The following is an 18125-nucleotide window of genomic DNA, read 5'->3' on the forward strand; positions in this document are numbered from 1 at the left end:
CATATTCGTAGCCCACAGGTGCATGTTCCTTCCTCGCCGACAACTGACTTCCAGCGATATCAGTATGGAAGAGAAAGGAACGGACTACCTATATCGCGGGCTTGCCCGCGATGCTTTTGCTCTTCAGCGGCTCAACAAGGATGCCGCGCCCGCACCACTGAACAACCCCGCACTGATCCGGTTAAACCAGTTCTGGCCCTTGCCACTGCGCAAATACTGCGCCGCCCCGTGGGCGCCCAGCCCATAAGCCAATTTGCACAACAGATCCAGCACGGTCCAGGTCACTATCATCACCAGCAACTGCGGCAGGAACGGTTGCTCGGCGCTGAGGAACTGCGGCAGGAAAGCGGCGAAAAACAGAATGTCTTTCGGGTTGCTCGCGCCCAGCACAAACGCGCGGCCGAACAACGCACGAAAGCGTGGAACCGGTGCAGCCAGGGGCACTTCAGCGCCGTGTGAGGGCTGACGCGATTGCTGCCAACTCTGCCAGGCGAGGTAGAACAGGTACAGCGCACCGACGATCTTCAGGGCACTGAACAGCTGTTCCGACGCCAGCAGCAAGGCGCCCAAACCCAACGCGGAAGCACTGAGCAAACAGATCGACGCAATCACGCCTCCCAGAAACGCCGGGTACGAACGGCGCAAACCGTAATTCAGACTGTTGCTGATCATCAGCAAAGACAGTGGCCCGGGGATCAGGATCACCACCAGCGCAGCGCCGCTGAACAGCAGCCAGGTTTCCAGACTCATCACTTTCCTCCATTTGTGCAAAAGCCCCACCCGACGGGGTGAGGCTGTTTTGAAACACTGTTTTTGAAACGTAGACGGCTTACAAGAAAACGAACTTGGCGATGAAGATCGCGCAGAGCACCCACAGACTGATGGAAATTTCCTTGTGCTTACCAGTACAGGCTTTCAGTACCACGTAAGTGATAAAGCCCAGCGCAATGCCGTCGGCGACCGAGAAGGTCAGGGGCATCATGATCGCGGTGACGATCGCCGGAATGCTATCGGTCGCTTCGTCCCATTCGATGTGAGCCATGCCGCCCATCATCAGCATCGCCACATAAATCAACGCACCGGCGGTAGCATACGCTGGGATCATGCCAGCCAGCGGTGCGAAAAACATCGCGGCAATAAAGAGCACACCTACGGTCACGGCGGTAAGACCAGTCCGACCACCCGCGGCTACGCCAGCGGCACTTTCCACGTAACTGGTAACCGGCGGAACACCGACCACCGCACCGAACACGCTGGATGCACTGTCGGCTTTGAGGGCACGGGAAAGGTTTTCGATCTTACCGTCAGCATTCACTAGACCGGCGCGCTGGGCGACGCCCATCAAGGTGCCGGCGGTGTCGAACATGTGCACGAAGAGGAAGGCCAGCACCACGCTGATCATGCTGATGTTGAACACGCCGGCGACATCCATGGCCATCCAGGTCGGAGCCAAGCTCGGCGGGGCCGACATCAGGCCCTCGTAGTGCACCAGCCCAAGGCCCCAACCTGCCAGGGTGACGGTGATGATACTGATGAGAATCGCGCCGAACACTTTGTGGTAGCTGAGCACGGCGATCATCAGGAAGCAGATGGCGGCGAGCAGCGGGCCAGGCTCGCGCAGGGAGCCGAGTTTGATCAGGGTGGCCGGGCTATCGACGACGATGCCAGCGGTTTTCAAGCCGATCAGCCCGAGGAACAAGCCTACACCGGCGCCCATGGCGTAGCGCAAGCTGACCGGGATGCTGTTGAGCAGCCATTCGCGAATCCGCGAGAAGGTCAGGAACATGAACAGTACACCCGAGATAAACACCGCGCCGAGGGCGGTTTCCCAGTTGTAGCCCATGGTGCCAACCACGGTATAAGTAAAGAAGGCGTTCAAACCCATGCCTGGCGCCAGGCCGACCGGCCAGTTGGCGTAAAGGCCCATCAACAGGCAACCCAGCGCGGCGGCGATACAGGTGGCGACGAACGCGGCACCGTGATCAATCCCGGCATCGGCCATGATGTTGGGGTTGACGAAGATAATGTAAGCCATGGTGATGAAGGTTGTCAGACCGGCAATCAGCTCGGTCTTCACCGTAGTGCCATGCAAGCTGAGTTTGAAGATGCGCTCCAGCCAACCATTACGTAACGGCGGCGAGAGTTCCAGCGACGGGACTTCGGATTTGCGGCTTTCCACAGCGAGTACTCCTCAAGAGTTTTATTGTTATTTCCAGGGCCGGACCCATGAGGGCGGCAGCGGCCCTTTGAGGCACTTGCGAAGTTGTTGACCTTTTGGTCAAGATCTCGCACGAAGTGGATTATGCTTTTGTATACAAATAAAGCAAATAATGTTTTTGATTTTGTAGACGAAAAGTTTGTTGATTGGGATATATCGGCTATAGACGATCGTTCCCACGCTCTGCGTGGGAATGCATCCGGTGACGCTATGCGTCACTTTCAGGAGCGGACGCACAGCGTCCATGGCGGCATTCCCACGCGGGAGCGTGGAAACGAAAGTTACTCGGTTGGCACTTGGGTTTTTCCCAAAGCCATGTCCATCGCCATCGAAGGGCTGAAACGGCTGGGCAGCTGTGGTGCGTCAGGCCCAGGCAGCGGAAGCGATCTGAGGGCAGAGACAAAAAAACCGGCGCAGGGGGCGGTTTGTTTTTGTCCGAGATTTTTGGTGCAAGGGCCGGCCTCATCGCGAGCAAGCTCGCTCGCGATGAGGCCATCAGCACCAGCACAAACCATCAGGCCGCGGCAAACCGCTTGTCCAGATAATCAATGATCACCTTGGACTCGTACATCCAGGTGGTCTGGCCATTCTCTTCGATGCGCAGGCACGGAACCTTGATCTTGCCGCCGTGTTCCAGCAAGGTCTGGCGATCCTGTTCGTTGTTCTTTGCATCGCGCAACGCCACCGGCACGTTCAAGCGGCGCAGGGTGCGGCGGGTTTTCACGCAGAACGGGCAGGCGTGGAACTGATACAGGGTCAGGCCCTTGGCAGCCGTGTTGACCTGAGCCTGAACCTCGGCAGGACGCTGCTTTTTGCCGGGGCGGGTGATGAAGTCGATGAAGATGATCAGTTGGCCAAGGCCGACACGAAGCGCTTTTACGAACACGGTATAAGCCTCACAGGGGCAAACGAAGGCGCGCAGCTTACCTGATTTTCGCGGTCGAAAAAAAACCGGCGATGAATGCCGGTTTTCTTCGTGCTGCGAATTATTTGATCAGGCTTAGAAACTCGCTGCGGGTGGCCGCGTTTTCGCGGAACTCACCCAGCATCACCGAGGTGATCATCGACGAATTCTGTTTCTCCACGCCGCGCATCATCATGCACATGTGCTTGGCCTCGATCACCACTGCAACGCCCAGGGCGCCGGTGACTTGCTGGACCGCATCGGCGATCTGGCGGCTGAGGTTTTCCTGGATCTGCAGGCGACGGGCGTACATATCGACGATCCGCGCGACTTTCGACAGGCCCAGCACTTTGCCGCTCGGAATGTAAGCGACGTGGGCCTTGCCGATAAACGGCAGCAGGTGGTGTTCGCACAACGAGTAGAGCTCGATGTCCTTCACCAGCACCATTTCGCTGTTATCGGAGCTGAACAAGGCACCGTTGGTGACCTCTTCCAGCGTCTGTTCATAACCGCGGCAGAGGTACTGCATGGCTTTGGCGGCACGTTTTGGCGTGTCGAGCAGGCCCTCGCGGGAGGCGTCCTCGCCCAATTGGCCGAGAATCTCGGTGTAATTCTGTTCCAGGGACATGAAACTACCTGTGGGATTTTACGCAAAGGACAAGGGTACGGTGGCGGACACGACGCTGCAAGCGTGGCGCGACGGCTTTACTCGTCGCGACCTTCCATCATGGTCCGTTTGAGCATCACATACACCGCGCCGGCGCCGCCATGTTTCGCTTGGCACGAGGTGAAGCCGAGCACCTGTGAATGCTGGCGCAGCCAAGTGTTGACGTGGCTTTTGATCATCGGCCGCTTGCCGTCCAGACGCACGGCCTTGCCGTGGGTGACGCGCACGCAGCGGATTTCGAATTTGGTCGCTTCGGCCAGAAACGCCCAGAGGGTTTCCCGGGCCTTTTCCACGCTCATGCCATGGAGGTCGAGGCTACCTTCGAACGGAATCTGTCCGATCTTGAGCTTGCGCATCTGACTTTCCTGAACACCGTCACGCGCCCACATCAGCTCGTCTTCCGGGCCAACATCGATGACGAACTGATCAGACAGTCCGTCAACGGTGGTGGCATCGGTGCGAACGGTGGCGGCCTGGCGCAATTTGGCGATTTGTGCGCGGTCAGCTTTGGGTTTGCCGGTTTCGGCGCGATCATGTTTGATCGGCTTGACGCCTTGGATCGCGCTTTTGAACAGGGAAAAATCGTCGTCTTGCATGTCAGCCTCCGCGAAGGGCGGCCAGTTTACCCAACTCGAGACGAATCGGGGCGCGAGAAAACGCGAAGGGCACGGCTCAGTCGTGTTTTTTCATCAGGTGCGGGGAGATGTTCAGCTCACGCGACTGACGCGAGCGACGACGGCAGCGACGCCATAGCCACACGCCGATGTACAGCACGAACAGACCAATCGCCAGAATCACTGCCGACCCGGCCGGGCTGGCATTCAGCTCGCCCAAGGCGGGCGCGTGGCCGAGCAGGCTGGCTATACCTGCCATCGCCAGCAACACACCGCACATTGCCAGCAAGGCAGCAAATGCCGCGCCGATTCGAAAACGCCAGTTGCGTTGGCCTTTAGGCCGCAGGCGGCGTGCGTCAAAACCATCGGATAACTTCATTCCGACCTTCCTCAATGGGTATCGGCCCTTCGACCGGGAGTTGTCCGGGATGTTCCTGAGGCTAAGACAATTACAGCAAATGATAGGCCTTTGCGGATGAGCGGCGGCATGGACCGCTCATCGTAGGTCGATCAGATCAACTCTTGAGTCAGGGCAACGACCGCGAAATTGTCTGCCATGATCGCCATTTCGGTCTGATGAACATGCTCGGCACTGAGGACTCCGCCCTTATATGGCAAATCGCGGGTGGCGCAGGCGTCTTCTACAAGCGTGCAGCGAAAGCCCAGGTTTTTTGCCGCACGCACGGTGGTGCTGACGCTGGAGTGGCTCATGAAGCCGCAAACGACCAGATCCACCGAGCCAAGTTCTTCCAAGCGTTTTTTCAGATCCGTGCCATGGAACGCACTCGGCAGTATTTTTTCAATTTTGATTTCGCCGGGCAGCGGCTCCAACCCAGGAATGAACTGCCCGCGCTCGCCACGCGGGTCGAACAGTCCACCGACGGTGCCGAGATGGCTGACATGCACAATCGGCCGACCGGCTGCACGGGCAGCGGTCACCAGTTGGTTGATGTTCGCGACGGCAGCATCCATGCCGCTCAGGGCCAGTGGGCCGCTGAGGTATTCTTTCTGGGCATCGATAATGACAAGGGTCGCATGGCTCAGTTTGGCTGCTGCATAACCGCGGCCGCTGAGTTGAAACATCGTTTGTGTAACGGACATTCTGGGGCTCCTTCGGTTGGGGCTTTTGCGACATTGTCCTCTGGCTGAGCGCTTCTGTGAATCGCTACCATCGTAGGCGCCGTCTTTGCTGGCTCGCAGCCTTGTCAATATGCGCGTTTTGTTCAATCACCAGCCGAAAAAATAGAATAGTCCTACATTTGTCCCGGTAGTTTTCCCGCGTCGTCGTGACGCGTTTTGGCTGTTAGAATCGCCAGTCGTTTTTTTTGGAGTTTGCCCCCCGTGATCACTTCCCGACTTCGTACCCTGCGTGACCATATTCGTTGGGCCGTCAGCCGCTTCCATGGGGAGGATCTGTTTTTCGGCCATGGGACCGACAACGCCTGGGACGAAGCTCGTCAGCTGGTGTTGGGTGCCTTGCACTTGCCGTGGGAAATCGCCGACAGCTACCTCGACTGCAATCTGGAAGAAGACGAGCTGGTCAACCTGCAACGCCTGCTCAAACGCCGTATCGAAGAACGCATTCCTACCGCGTACCTGTTGGGGGAAGCGTGGTTCTGCGGCATGTCGTTCATCGTCGATGAGCGCGTCTTGATCCCGCGTTCGCCGATTGGCGAACTGATCGAAAAGCGTTTCGAACCGTGGCTGGGCGCCGAACCTGCGCGAATTCTCGACCTGTGCACCGGTTCCGGCTGCATCGGTATCGCTTGTGCCTACGAGTTCCAGAACGCCGAAGTGGTGCTGGCCGACCTGTCGTTCGAAGCACTGGAAGTGGCCAACCAGAACATCGAGCGCCATGGCGTCGATGAGCGGGTGTACACGGTGCAGGGCGATGGATTTGATGGATTGCCGGGGCAGCGTTTTGACCTGATCGTGTCGAACCCGCCTTACGTTGATGCGGAAGATTTCGCCGACATGCCGGACGAATACCAGCACGAACCGGAGCTGGGCCTGGCCTGCGGTGATGATGGCTTGAACCTGGTGCGTCGCATGCTTGCCGAAGCGGCGGATCACCTGACCGAGAAGGGCTTGCTGATTGTCGAAGTAGGCAACAGCCAGGTTCACGTCCAGGCGCTGTACCCGGAAGTCGACTTCGCCTGGCTCGATTTCGAGCGCGGTGGGCATGGCGTGTTCATGCTGGCGGCGGAGCAGTGCCGCGATCATCAGGCACTGTTCGCTTCTCGCGTTTAACCCGTAATGATCGTTCCCACCAGAGCGTGGGAACGATCAAGCGCTAACTTGCGCGATCAGCGGTGCGTAGCAATCCAGATCAGCAACCCAGCCTGAAACACCGCAAACGCCACCAGACAGGTAATGGTAAAGCGCAGCCCGGCGTCTTCGCGTTTGTACTTACTGACCTTTTCTTCGTGCTTCTTGAGTTTGACTTCCTGCTCGGCCAGATTTTGCTCGGCTTGCTGGAGCATCTGCGCCGCCTCAAGGATTTCCACGACCTGCAATTTTTCCGTGCTCCAGTCAGCCAGCAGGTCGCCGACCTGCACCTCTTTGACGCTGCCCTTCAAATGCTGCGGGTCGGCATAGACCACATCGAAACCGTGCATCCGCAAAAAGTGATCGCGACGCAGACGAGTGTCTTCGTTCAGCGCGTCCTTGTTGTTCAAGTCGGTGCCGTCGACGGTGTAACCGGGCCAGCGCTTTTTCGCCCAGGTAATGCCCTGGGCCGCCATATAACGCCCGATGCCACGGTTCATCGGTTCGATCTGCAAACCGCTGTCAGGCCCGAAATGCACGCGCTTGGTGGCGTGATCGACCCACACGTCCAGATGATTCTGTTCCTTGCGCACGCGCTGGCCGGGCAACTTGATGCTCATGCGCATCAGGCTGCGTTCCTTGCTATTGCGTTCGGCGTAACCGTACTCGACAAAACGCAGCGGCCGTCCACCGGTGTTGCGGTCGGTCTGCAACGGCGCCAGACGGAGCATCCTTTGGTGCTCGACGTGGACGTCCGCCCATGGCAGCTCGACCGCTGGCGGTACGTCTTTTTCAGCGGTGGTGTCGGGTGAAGTCTGGGTATCAGTCATAACGGCGAGATCCTTTCCAAGCTCTGCTTGCCGCCAGTCATAGCGCTGGTGACAAAGGCTTATCGGCCGTTTTTTTCAGGACTGGAGGGCTAACAGCGCTTAACTGGTGCGAAGTCCGTCAATAAACCCGAGGATTCGCGTGCCGAGTTCGGCCGCCAGTGGCAATTGCGGATCTTTGTAAGAGGCCAATTGCCGTTTCACATCGTTGGGCACGATGCGCATCACGTGGTTCATGCCTTCGATCAGCGCCAGTTCGGCGTCCGGTTTGGCGGCTTTCAGCATCTTGGCGTCACCGACGCCGACCTGAATGTCGTTGCTGCCCTGAATGATCAGCGCCGGCATCTTCAACTTGGCAAACGCCGCTGCCGGGTCCTGGCGGAACAGTGAAATCAGATACGGCTGCACGCTCGGGCGGAAAATGACCTGCAACTGCGGCGGCACGTTGTCGTCGGTGTGGCCGGCCTTGAGGCTGTCGAGCAGTTCATTGCTGCGCAGCATCAGCGGTGGCGGCAGGCGATTGCTCAATTGTTGGCGCAGCACCTGATCGATCGGCCGGGCGCTGCCGGACAAGGAAATGACCGCGGCGGCATCAAGGCTCGGCGCCGCGAGGCTGGCGATCAAGGCGCCTTCGCTGTGGCCCAGCAGGATCAGTTGGCCAAAGCGCGGGTCAGTTTTGAGCTTCCGGCCCCAGGCCTCGGCGTCGGCCACATAGGCTTCAACCGACAGATTGCGTTCGTCCGGGGTCGCCGCAAGGCTCGCCGCCACGCCGCGTTTGTCATAACGCACGCTGGCGATGTTGTGTTTGGCCAGTACCCAAGCGAGACGCTTGAGGCTGTCGTTGCGTCCGCCGTCCGGGTTGTTGCCGTCACGATCCGTAGGGCCGGACCCGGAAATGATCAGGACAACCGGTACCGGCGTGTCGGACTTGGGTAGCAATAACGAGCCGAAAAGCTCGCCGCTGCCCGTGTCTAAAGTGATCGGGCGTTGCAGGACAGTGGCCTGTACAAAGCCGGTAAACAGGGTAAGGCTCAAGGCTATAACTCGCAGCATCATCACGCCATCATGAACAAGATGCCGGTTGGACTCGCAGGCACCCATAAGGTTCGAGGATGAACTACTTGGGTAGCCTGCGTATACTGGCGCGCATTACGTATTTGGTTCGATTTCACGGAGCGTCCTGCATGTCCGGCAATACCTACGGCAAGCTGTTCACTGTCACCACCGCGGGCGAAAGCCATGGTCCGGCGTTGGTCGCCATTGTCGACGGCTGCCCGCCGGGCCTGGAGATCTCTCTGGAAGATCTGCAGCGTGACCTGGATCGCCGCAAACCCGGTACCAGCCGCCACACCACCCAACGCCAGGAAGCCGACGAAGTCGAAATCCTCTCCGGCGTGTTTGAAGGGCGCACCACGGGTTGCTCCATCGGCCTGTTGATCCGCAACACCGATCAGAAGTCCAAGGATTACTCGGCGATCAAGGATCTGTTCCGCCCGGCCCACGCCGACTACACCTATCACCATAAATACGGCGAGCGTGATTACCGCGGTGGCGGTCGCAGTTCGGCGCGTGAAACGGCCATGCGCGTGGCTGCTGGTGCGATTGCGAAGAAATACCTGGCCACTCAGGGCATCGTCATTCGTGGCTACATGAGCCAGCTCGGCCCGATCGAAATCCCGTTCAAGACCTGGGATTCGGTGGAAGAGAACGCCTTCTTCAGCCCTGATCCGGACAAAGTGCCGGAGCTGGAAGCCTATATGGACCAGTTGCGCCGCGACCAGGATTCGGTGGGCGCGAAGATCACCGTTGTCGCTGAAGGCGTGATGCCGGGCCTCGGCGAGCCGATCTTCGACCGCCTTGACGCCGAACTGGCCCATGCGCTGATGAGCATCAATGCGGTCAAAGGCGTGGAAATCGGCGCCGGTTTCGCCAGCGTTGCCCAGCGCGGCACCGAGCACCGCGATGAAATGACCCCGCAAGGGTTCCTCAGCAACAACGCCGGCGGGATTCTCGGCGGCATTTCGTCGGGTCAGCCGATCGTCGCGCACCTGGCACTCAAGCCAACCTCGAGCATCACTACGCCGGGCCGTTCCATCGACATCCATGGCAACCCGGTGGAAGTCGTCACCAAGGGTCGTCACGACCCGTGCGTCGGCATCCGTGCCACGCCGATTGCCGAAGCGATGATGGCCATCGTGCTGATGGATCACCTGCTGCGTCACCGTGGGCAGAACCTGGACGTGCGCGTGAGCACGCCGGTGCTGGGTCAGGTTTAATGGCTGACCTCACAGCCGCTGCGGTTTAACAACTGTGGCGGCGCTCCCGTACTGGCGGCTCTCCAGTTTCTATCTGTTCTATTTCGCCTTGCTCGGTTCGACAGCGCCGTTTCTGGCGCTGTACTTCGATCATCTGGGCTTTTCCAGCGCACGCATCGGCGAGCTGGTGGCGATCCCGATGCTGATGCGCTGTGTGGCGCCGAACATCTGGGGCTGGCTCGGCGATTACACCGGCCAGCGCCTGGCGATCGTGCGTTTCGGTGCGGTCTGTACGCTGCTGACGTTCTCACTGATTTTCGTCAGCAAGACCTACGCCTGGCTGGCGATGGTCATGGCCTTGCACGCGTTCTTCTGGCACGCGGTGTTGCCGCAGTTCGAAGTCATCACGTTGGCGCACTTGCAGGGCCAGACTCACCGTTACAGCCAGATCCGCCTGTGGGGTTCCATCGGGTTCATCATCACCGTGGTCGCACTCGGCAGGCTGTTCGAATGGCTCAGCCTCGACATTTATCCTCTGGCGCTGGTGCTGATCATGGCTGGCATTGTCGTCAGCAGCCTGTGGGTGCCCAACGCTCAACCGGTTCAGGGTGAGCGACCGGCGGGGGACGGTTTCCTCAAACAGTTGCGCAGTCCCGGGGTGTTGGCGTTTTACGGTTGTGTGGCGCTGATGCAGGTGAGCCACGGTCCTTATTACACCTTTCTGACCTTGCACCTGGAGCGACTTGGCTACAGCCGTGGGCTGATCGGCATGCTCTGGGCGGTCGGCGTGGTCGCCGAAGTCTTGATGTTTCTGGCCATGAGCAAGATCCTTGCGCGTTTCTCCGTGCGTCGGGTGTTGCTGGCGAGTTTTCTGCTGGCGGCGTTGCGTTGGTTGTTGCTCGGTTCGTTCGCTGAATTTCTTTGGGTGCTGTTGTTTGCCCAGGTGCTGCACGCGGCCACTTTCGGTAGTTTTCACGCGGCTGCCATCCAGTTCGTGCAACGTAGCTTCGGCGCGCGTCAGCAAGGTCAGGGGCAGGCGTTGTATGCCGCACTGGCCGGCGCAGGTGGCGCATTGGGCGCGTTGTATTCCGGCTATAGCTGGAATGCACTCGGCGCCACATTGACCTTTAGTATTGCCAGCCTCGCAGCCTTCGCGGCAGCCGTTATCATTGCCACACGTATGCAAGAGGACAGGCCATGAGCCTTAGCCGTGAACAGCTCGCGCGCATGAGCGATGCGCTGCGGCAGATCGAAGCCTTTGAATTTTTGTTCGAGTGCGAGTTGAAGACGCGCTCGCTCTTGAACCGTACAGCATGAACCGTTAAGGAGTTGCCCTGATGAGCAGCCTGTCCGTTTACCACGTCTCAAGCCCTGACTTGCCAAACAAGGTGCTAACGCATTTCGAAGACATCGCCTCGACTCTGGCCGAACAGGGCGTGCGTTTCGACCGTTGGCAAGCCACAGCGAAGATCCAGCCCGGCGCCAGCCAGGAGGAAGTGATCGCCGCGTATCAGGAGCAAATCGACACGCTGATGACCGAACGCGGTTACATCACCGTCGATGTGATCAGCCTGAACAGCGATCACCCGCAGAAAGCTGAATTGCGCGCCAAGTTTCTCGACGAACATCGCCATGGCGAAGACGAAGTACGATTTTTCGTCGCCGGCCGTGGCTTGTTCACCCTGCACATCGACGATTACGTCTACGCGGTGCTTTGCGAGAAAAACGACCTGATCTCGGTCCCGGCCGGCACCCCGCACTGGTTTGACATGGGCGAGCATCCGCATTTCGTCGCGATCCGTCTGTTCAACAACGCCGAAGGCTGGGTGGCCAACTTCACCGGCGAAGACATCGCCAGCCGCTTCCCGCGTCTCGAGGACTGAGCGCATGCCGGTCAAAGCGATTCTCACCGATATCGAAGGGCGTATTACCCAAGCCATTGGTCATACTCTGTAGGAGCGAAGCTTGCTCGCGAAAGCGGTATATCAGGCAACAGCAATATGGAATGGCACACCGCTTTCGCGAGCAAGCTCTGCTCCTACAGGGATTGCGCAACTCCACAAATAATTCAGGCCGTGAAGCGAAAGCTTTCACGGCCTGATCGTTTACAGCGTCGATACGGTTTTAGACCGAGTGATACGTCGGCAGGGCAAACCGCTGCTGGCTTTGCAGCATGGAGATCTGCGGCAGTTCGCTGGCCTGTTCGGCAATGTCACGGCGAATCGCGCTGATCACCCACGACAACTGATCACCAGCATGCAATTGCTGGTAGGAAATCGAACGTTTGAAGACTTTGCCGTCGGTGCTGCTCAAGGTCAGCAGAATCCCACCGTCGGGACGTGGCTGGGTGGTCACTTCGAAGTTGGAGAACAGGGACGAAAATTTTTCTTGGATCAGGTTCATGTCTATCAGCTCCGTTAGCTCTTGAATGGCAAGCATGCAGAGGTAGTTGCAGTGATTGTGCCAGCACCTGATTTTTTAAAAACCCTTGTATATCAATTAGTTAGTTTTTCAGTGTTTTTGCACTTTCGTGCAATCTGCATGAATGGCCATCGTGCATCCTGCATTTTGCGTGGTCGACATCGATTCGATGGAACCAATTGCCCGGCGCAAGCTCACGATTTCGAATGCCGCAGACGTGGATACAAATCATTTCAAAAACCGCGTGTACAGCTCAGGAACCGCTGACGTATTTTCGGCCTCAATCAACGCCGCCCGAACAATAAAAAAATCGACCGGGAGCAACCATGAGCCGCACGCCGAACGACACGATTACCTGGGGCATGATGCTCCGCAAGCTGCCTTCCATTGCCAAGGCCATTCCTCGCGTGATGAAAGGCATGAAAGCCGCCAACGTCAAGGACCCGACCCAACCGTGTGGCCTGGGCTGGTGCTTCGAACAAGCGACGTTGCGCAATCCCGATGGCCCGGCATTGCTGCAGGGCGAGAGGGCGCTGACGTATGCTCAGGTCAACCAGTGGGCGAACCGCATCGCCCATCAGCTGATTGTCCAAGGCATCCGCAAGGGCGATGGGGTGGCGATCTTTATCGAAAATCGCCCGGAACTGTTGGTGACGATTCTGGCGGTGGCCAAGGTCGGCGCGATCAGCGCCTTGCTCAATACCTCGCAAACCCGCGATACCCTGGCTCACAGCCTCAACCTGGTGGCACCCGCAGCAATCATTGTCGGAGAAGAGCTGGTCCCGGCATTTTCGGCGGTGCGCGAACGGGTGTCGATAGAGGCGGCGCACACCTGGTTCGTCGCCGATCAAGACACCTTCACTCAACCGGGCATTACGCCCGACGGGTTCGTTAACCTGATGACGGCCAGTGCCGACGCTGCCAGTGACAATCCTGACAGCAGCCAACAGATTTTCTTCGACGACCCTTGTTTCTATATCTACACCTCGGGCACCACCGGCTTGCCCAAGGCCGGGGTGTTCAAGCACGGTCGCTGGATGCGCAGCTGCGCAAGCTTCGGGCTGATCGCATTGGATATGCGCCCGGAAGATGTCGTCTATTGCACCTTGCCGCTCTATCACGCCACCGGGCTGTGCGTGTGCTGGGGCTCGGCGATCAGTGGCGCCTCGGGCTTTGCCATTCGCCGTAAGTTCAGCGCCAGTCAATTCTGGAACGATGTGCGCCAGTACCGCGCGACCACCCTTGGTTATGTCGGCGAATTGTGCCGCTACCTCGTGGATCAACCGCCCAGTGCCGACGACAGCAAGCACGGCGTGACGAAGATGATTGGCAATGGCCTGCGCCCCGGCGCGTGGGGCGAGTTCAAGACGCGATTCGGGGTGAACCATATCTGTGAGCTGTACGCCGCCAGCGACGGCAATATCGGTTTCACCAACATCCTGAACTTTGATAACACCGTCGGTTTTTCCCTGATGTCATGGGAGTTGGCGGCCTACGACCACGACAGCGGCGCGCCGATTCGGGATGCCAAGGGCTTCATGCGCAAGGTTGCCAAAGGCGAGAAAGGGCTGTTGCTGGCGAAGATCAACGACAAGGCACCGCTCGACGGTTACACCGATCCGCAGAAGACCGAAAAGGTTGTGCTCCACGACGTGTTCGAGAAGGGCGATCGCTATTTCAATACCGGTGACCTGCTGCGCAACATCGGTTTTGGCCACGCTCAGTTTGTTGACCGTTTGGGTGACACCTACCGCTGGAAGGGCGAAAACGTCTCGACCACCGAAGTCGAAAACATCCTTCTGCAACACCCGAATATTTCCGAGGCCGTGGCCTACGGTGTGGAGATCCAGAACACCAACGGGCGTGCCGGGATGGCGGCGATTACGCCGGCCGAGTCTCTGGCGACCCTGGATTTCAGTGAGTTGCTGGCTTTCGCCCGCGAGCAATTGCCCGCTTATGCGGTGCCTTTGTTCCTGCGAGTGAAAGTAAAAATGGAGACCACCGGGACCTTCAAATACCAGAAGACTCGCCTCAAGGATGAAGCCTTCGACCCCGGAAAAACCGGCGATGATCCAATCTATGCCTGGCTGCCGGGGACCCTGACTTATGTGCAGGTCACCGAGCAATTGCTGGCGGACATTCATGGCGGCGCTTTTCGTTATTGAATGCAGCGCTATTGAATGTGGCTATGGAGGTCCATGAGAAAAAAAGAAGTGACAGCCTCGGGGCGGCTCGGGAAACTGTCGGCTTTGCGAATAACAGAAAGTGGAGTCCCAATGTCAGACCAAAGCCGCCAGATGACCCCCGAAGAAGCCGCTGAATTTGCCGAACAGGTATTCAACAAAGCGCGCGAGGGCGATGCGGCCATGATGGCTGCGCTATTGACCAAGGGCTTGCCGCCGAACCTGCGCAACCACAAGGGCGATACTTTACTGATGCTGGCGGCGTACCACGGCCATGTGGAGACGGTAAAAGTCCTGCTCGAACACAAGGCCGACCCGGAAATCCGCAATGACAACGGCCAGAGCCCGATTGCCGGCGCGGCGTTCAAGGGTGATCTGGCGGTGGTCAAGGCGCTGGTCGAAGGCGGCGCGCAAGTGGAAGGCTCGTCCTTCGATGGCCGTACCGCGCTGATGATGGCGGCAATGTTCAATCGCGTCGAAATCGTCGACTACCTGATCAGCAAAGGCGCCGACCCGAAAGCCAAGGACGCCAATGGCGTATCGGCGCTGGATGCCGCCAAGACGATGGGCGCGGTGGACACCACGGCGCAGTTGCAAAAGCTGCTCGGCTGATTTGCATTCTGTTGTCGGTCAGGCTTTTCTTCGCTGAAGAGTCTGACTGTATCAATACACCCAAACCTCAACTCGGCGATTCTTGATTCGCCCCTCATCCGCGCTATTGGCCGCCACTGGCATTTCGGCGCCAAAACCACGAATCTCGCGAAATACCACGCCGCTTTTCACCAGTTCCCGCCGCACCGCCATGGCTCGCAGTTTCGACAGCAGATCGGCTCGCGCCGGATCACTCTTGGCGTCGCCAAACCCCACCAGCGTCACCTGCCGATTGGTTTTCTCGTGCTGCTTTATATAGTCGAACACCCGCGACAGGTCCTGCCGGGCCTTGTTGTCGAGCGTCGCACTGCCTTCTTCGAAACGAAAATTCACTGACAATCGCTGGGCGTGACGGCTGAGCGCCTGATAACCCTCCGGCATCAACGCATTCGGCGTGACAGTCATGGCCTGGACGGTCTGGGCGATAAAACCATTGGCGGCGACAATCGCTTGGCCCTTGCTGGTTTGGGCGAACGCCACCAATGCTTCAGCCCAGGGATTCTTCCCATTGGGCGGCAGGTAAAAGAACAGCCGGCGGGACAACGGATAGTCTTCCGTGGCAATGAGGTTGTTGAGCGGCAACATGGCTTGGGATTGACCATCGGCAATCGCCACGGCTTTGGCCTGACGCACATAAGGCAGGCCGATGAAGCCAATGCCTTGCGGGTCGAGGCTGACCGCGTCGGACAATTGCTCGCTGGATTCGAAACGTTTCGCAGCGCTACTCAGCGTTTTCCCACGACGGCTGAGGACCAATTCCTTGAACGTGTCATACGTGCCCGATTGGTCATCCCGCGAATAGAGATGAATCGTCCCACCGGTACCGCCGAGTTCTTCCCAGGTTTTTGCCTCGCCGCTGAAGATTCGCGCCAGTTGTTCGGTGTTCAGTTCACTCAACGGATTTTGCGGATGAAGGATGATCGCCAGGCCATCGATGGCGATAACCTGCTCGGCGCCGGGGCTTTTAAAGTCGCCCAAGGGTTTGAGGTCCACCCGTTCGCTGTCCTTGATCGGGCGCGAGGAGGCGGCAAGGTCGGCCGTGGCAGTTTTCAGGGCGGTGAAACCGGTGCTGGAACCGTGGGCCGCGACGTCCACCACGACCCGGCGGCCCTGAACGGTTTCGCCGACGACGCGCAGTTCGTTGGCTGTGTCCGGGGCCTCGCTGTGAATCTTGAGCAGGCCCTGTTCGCGCATCAACCCCTCAACCAGCGCCGGCCCCAATGCCGCGCCGATGGTATTGGAGCCCTGGATGCGCAGCACCGGGCCGTGTTCGGGCGTCGGCAAATCGCCAGCCGAAGCCGTCCGCGGCAGCCAGGCGCACAGCATCAACAGGAACAACACGCGCAGCGTCATGCCGGCACCTTATAAGCCAAAGGGAGTGCCGGGAGAATAAGTCAGTAAGATTTCTGAAAGATGACAGATCTTTTGCTTTTAGCTCAACTCAAGCCAGATCGGCGCGTGATCCGATGGTTTTTCCATCCCGCGCAGGTCGTAATCCACACCGGCATCCTTCACGCGAGGCAGCAACCCGTGGGACGCCATGATCAAGTCAATGCGCAGCCCGCGCTTGGGCTCATCCTCAAAACCGCGGCTACGGTAGTCGAACCAGCTGAAACGGTCGGTCACCTGCGGGTTCAAGTGACGGAAGCTGTCCACCAGGCCCCAGTTCTTCAAGCGGGCCATCCACTCGCGTTCCTCCGGCAGGAAGCTGCATTTGCCGGTTTTCAGCCAGCGCTTCATGTTGTCCGGGCCGATACCGATGTCGCAGTCTTGTGGGGAAATGTTCACGTCACCCATCACCACCACCGGCTGATCGTTGCTGAACTGGCTTTCCAGCAGTTGCTGCAGATCGCTGTAAAAACGTTCCTTGGCCGGGAACTTGGTGGGGTGATCGCGGCTTTCACCCTGTGGGAAATAGCCGTTCATGATGGTCACCGGCACGCCATTGGCGTCGGCGAAAGTGCCCCAGATGAAGCGGCGCTGTGCATCTTCTTCATCGGTGGCGAAACCTTTGTGCAAGGCAATCGGTTCCTGACGCGAGAGCAGGGCGACGCCGTAGTGACCCTTTTGCCCGTGGAAATACACGTGATAACCCAGCGCCTGAACCTCGGCCAGCGGGAATTGGTCGTCGTGGACCTTGGTTTCCTGCAAGCCGATGACGTCCGGCTGATGCTTTTCGATCAGCGCCGCCAGCTGATGGGGACGAGCACGCAGCCCATTGATGTTGAAGGAGACGATCTTCATGGTCGGCAGTCCTAGCAAAAGGGCGATGCTAGCTGACATGTAGGAATGGGGCCAGCGTGGCAGTAGTCCGAATGCGCTGCTAATGTCTGGGGGCGTGGGAACGATCGCGACTGCGCAAGGCTCGTACCAATAAGAACGAGGCCTTTTTGAGCCTCGCCCAGGGGAGAAATACCGTTATGCCCGAAACCTCGACCGTCATCGCCGATATTCACATGCTCGACAACGGTTATTCCCGCGAAGCACGTTCGCTGTTGTACCAGGCTTACCGGCATGAGCCGACATTTGGCTACCTGTTCGAAGCGGAACGTCCCGGTTATGAACAACGGGTCCGCGCCACCGTGCGCGAGTTGGTCAAACAACACTTTCTTCAGGACTTGCCGGCCATCGGCCTGCTGGTCAACGACCGGTTGATCGGCATCGCGCTGATCGCGCCGCCGCAACGTCGCCTGGGCATCACCGAAAGTTGGGCCTGGCGTCTGCGCATGGTGCTCAGCACCGGGTTTCGCTGCACCCGTCGCTATCTTGAATATCACGATGCCGTGATGGCTTGCGTGCCGTCCGACTCGGTGCACGTGCTGCCGTTGCTGGGGGTTCATCCGCAATTCCAGGGCAAACACTTCGGCGAACAATTGCTGCAAGCGGTGCACAACTGGTGCGCGGTGGATGAGCACTCCGAGGGCGTGATTCTCGATACCGGGAATCCTCGTTATCTGGATTTCTATAAGCGTCAGGGTTATGAGGAAATCGGTGAAGTCGCCGTAGGACCGATTCGCGAACACGTGTTTTTCCACGCCAACCCGCAGGTGTTACAAACAGCAACGGCATAAAGGTAGAACTTTCACGGCACACCAGGCTCTATCACGCTCCCACGCT

General features: G+C 58.6%; 19 protein-coding genes and 1 pseudogene. 8 read left to right on the forward strand and 12 right to left on the reverse strand.

Features of this window, described 5'->3' with window-relative positions; all coding sequences use genetic code 11:
- Nucleotides 1–123: 123 nt before the first annotated feature.
- The 7 genes from ACYZTU_RS10985 to ACYZTU_RS11015 all read right to left on the reverse strand — a co-directional run bounded on the left by ACYZTU_RS10985 (nucleotide 124) and on the right by ACYZTU_RS11015 (nucleotide 5504).
- Complete coding sequence (locus ACYZTU_RS10985) at nucleotides 124–750, reverse strand: LysE family translocator (protein ID WP_461970069.1); 627 nt, start codon at nucleotides 748–750, stop codon at nucleotides 124–126.
- A gap of 79 nt (nucleotides 751–829) precedes the next feature.
- Nucleotides 830–2179: an NCS2 family permease gene (locus ACYZTU_RS10990; RefSeq protein WP_461970071.1), complete on the reverse strand. Its 1350-nt coding sequence runs from the start codon at nucleotides 2177–2179 to the stop codon at nucleotides 830–832.
- A gap of 553 nt (nucleotides 2180–2732) precedes the next feature.
- Entirely contained in the window at nucleotides 2733–3104 is a 372-nt protein-coding gene (locus tag ACYZTU_RS10995) for a glutathione S-transferase N-terminal domain-containing protein (RefSeq protein ID WP_282376565.1), read from the reverse strand.
- Nucleotides 3105–3204: 100 nt separating this feature from the next.
- Nucleotides 3205–3750: a GTP cyclohydrolase I FolE gene (gene folE / locus ACYZTU_RS11000; protein ID WP_461970073.1), complete on the reverse strand. Its 546-nt coding sequence runs from the start codon at nucleotides 3748–3750 to the stop codon at nucleotides 3205–3207.
- A gap of 77 nt (nucleotides 3751–3827) precedes the next feature.
- Nucleotides 3828–4385, reverse strand: coding sequence for a Smr/MutS family protein (locus tag ACYZTU_RS11005; RefSeq protein ID WP_008146127.1), 558 nt, complete (start codon nucleotides 4383–4385; stop codon nucleotides 3828–3830).
- A 76-nt stretch (nucleotides 4386–4461) separates the two neighbouring features.
- Nucleotides 4462–4782, reverse strand: coding sequence for a hypothetical protein (locus ACYZTU_RS11010; RefSeq protein ID WP_461970075.1), 321 nt, complete (start codon nucleotides 4780–4782; stop codon nucleotides 4462–4464).
- A gap of 131 nt (nucleotides 4783–4913) precedes the next feature.
- Nucleotides 4914–5504, reverse strand: a complete 591-nt coding sequence (locus ACYZTU_RS11015) for a cysteine hydrolase family protein (RefSeq protein WP_461970076.1) — start codon at nucleotides 5502–5504, stop codon at nucleotides 4914–4916.
- Nucleotides 5505–5744: 240 nt separating this feature from the next.
- Between ACYZTU_RS11015 and prmB the strand changes: the two genes are divergently transcribed.
- Nucleotides 5745–6653 carry a 50S ribosomal protein L3 N(5)-glutamine methyltransferase gene (gene prmB, locus ACYZTU_RS11020; RefSeq protein WP_461970078.1) on the forward strand — a complete coding sequence of 303 codons (909 nt, stop codon included), beginning with the start codon at nucleotides 5745–5747 and terminating at the stop codon, nucleotides 6651–6653.
- A gap of 56 nt (nucleotides 6654–6709) precedes the next feature.
- Here prmB and ACYZTU_RS11025 read toward each other — a convergent pair whose 3' ends face one another.
- Nucleotides 6710–7501: a hypothetical protein gene (locus ACYZTU_RS11025; protein WP_461970080.1), complete on the reverse strand. Its 792-nt coding sequence runs from the start codon at nucleotides 7499–7501 to the stop codon at nucleotides 6710–6712.
- Between the two features lie 99 nt (nucleotides 7502–7600).
- Nucleotides 7601–8599 (reverse strand): alpha/beta hydrolase, encoded by a 999-nt coding sequence (locus ACYZTU_RS11030; RefSeq protein WP_461970082.1) that lies wholly within the window; start codon nucleotides 8597–8599, stop codon nucleotides 7601–7603.
- A gap of 83 nt (nucleotides 8600–8682) precedes the next feature.
- Here ACYZTU_RS11030 and aroC point away from each other — a divergent pair, with 83 nt between their 5' ends.
- From aroC to ACYZTU_RS11050, 4 genes and pseudogenes are all read left to right on the forward strand, one after another.
- Nucleotides 8683–9774 (forward strand): chorismate synthase, encoded by a 1092-nt coding sequence (aroC, locus tag ACYZTU_RS11035; RefSeq protein ID WP_461970084.1) that lies wholly within the window; start codon nucleotides 8683–8685, stop codon nucleotides 9772–9774.
- Between the two features lie 34 nt (nucleotides 9775–9808).
- Entirely contained in the window at nucleotides 9809–10954 is a 1146-nt protein-coding gene (locus ACYZTU_RS11040; RefSeq protein ID WP_461970085.1) for an MFS transporter, read from the forward strand.
- Between the two features lie 20 nt (nucleotides 10955–10974).
- Nucleotides 10975–11070, forward strand: a pseudogene (locus ACYZTU_RS11045) (methylthioribulose 1-phosphate dehydratase); the annotation flags it as partial.
- Nucleotides 11071–11090: 20 nt separating this feature from the next.
- A complete protein-coding gene (locus tag ACYZTU_RS11050) occupies nucleotides 11091–11636 on the forward strand; it encodes a 1,2-dihydroxy-3-keto-5-methylthiopentene dioxygenase (protein WP_461970087.1) in 546 nt (181 codons plus the stop codon).
- Between the two features lie 241 nt (nucleotides 11637–11877).
- Here the strand turns inward: ACYZTU_RS11050 and ACYZTU_RS11055 are convergent, their stop codons facing one another.
- The gene (locus ACYZTU_RS11055; RefSeq protein ID WP_008146103.1) at nucleotides 11878–12156 is read right to left on the reverse strand and encodes a DUF3509 domain-containing protein; all 279 of its coding nucleotides are present in this window, start codon (nucleotides 12154–12156) and stop codon (nucleotides 11878–11880) included.
- Nucleotides 12157–12500: 344 nt separating this feature from the next.
- Between ACYZTU_RS11055 and ACYZTU_RS11060 the strand changes: the two genes are divergently transcribed.
- A complete protein-coding gene (locus tag ACYZTU_RS11060) occupies nucleotides 12501–14339 on the forward strand; it encodes a long-chain-acyl-CoA synthetase (protein WP_461970089.1) in 1839 nt (612 codons plus the stop codon).
- A gap of 111 nt (nucleotides 14340–14450) precedes the next feature.
- Nucleotides 14451–14969 carry an ankyrin repeat domain-containing protein gene (locus ACYZTU_RS11065; protein WP_123366263.1) on the forward strand — a complete coding sequence of 173 codons (519 nt, stop codon included), beginning with the start codon at nucleotides 14451–14453 and terminating at the stop codon, nucleotides 14967–14969.
- Nucleotides 14970–15020: 51 nt separating this feature from the next.
- Here ACYZTU_RS11065 and ACYZTU_RS11070 read toward each other — a convergent pair whose 3' ends face one another.
- Together ACYZTU_RS11070 and xthA are read right to left on the reverse strand one after the other, a co-directional pair.
- Nucleotides 15021–16361, reverse strand: coding sequence for a substrate-binding domain-containing protein (locus ACYZTU_RS11070; protein ID WP_461970091.1), 1341 nt, complete (start codon nucleotides 16359–16361; stop codon nucleotides 15021–15023).
- Between the two features lie 78 nt (nucleotides 16362–16439).
- Nucleotides 16440–17252 (reverse strand): exodeoxyribonuclease III, encoded by an 813-nt coding sequence (gene xthA / locus ACYZTU_RS11075; protein ID WP_461970093.1) that lies wholly within the window; start codon nucleotides 17250–17252, stop codon nucleotides 16440–16442.
- A gap of 176 nt (nucleotides 17253–17428) precedes the next feature.
- On the opposite strand from xthA, the gene ACYZTU_RS11080 reads away from it, so the two are divergent.
- On the forward strand, nucleotides 17429–18079 hold the full coding sequence (locus ACYZTU_RS11080; RefSeq protein WP_461970095.1) for a GNAT family N-acetyltransferase: 651 nt from the start codon (nucleotides 17429–17431) through the stop codon (nucleotides 18077–18079).
- The last annotated feature ends 46 nt before the right edge of the window (nucleotides 18080–18125 follow it).

It is taken from the genome of Pseudomonas sp. HLT2-19-2, assembly GCF_054898005.1.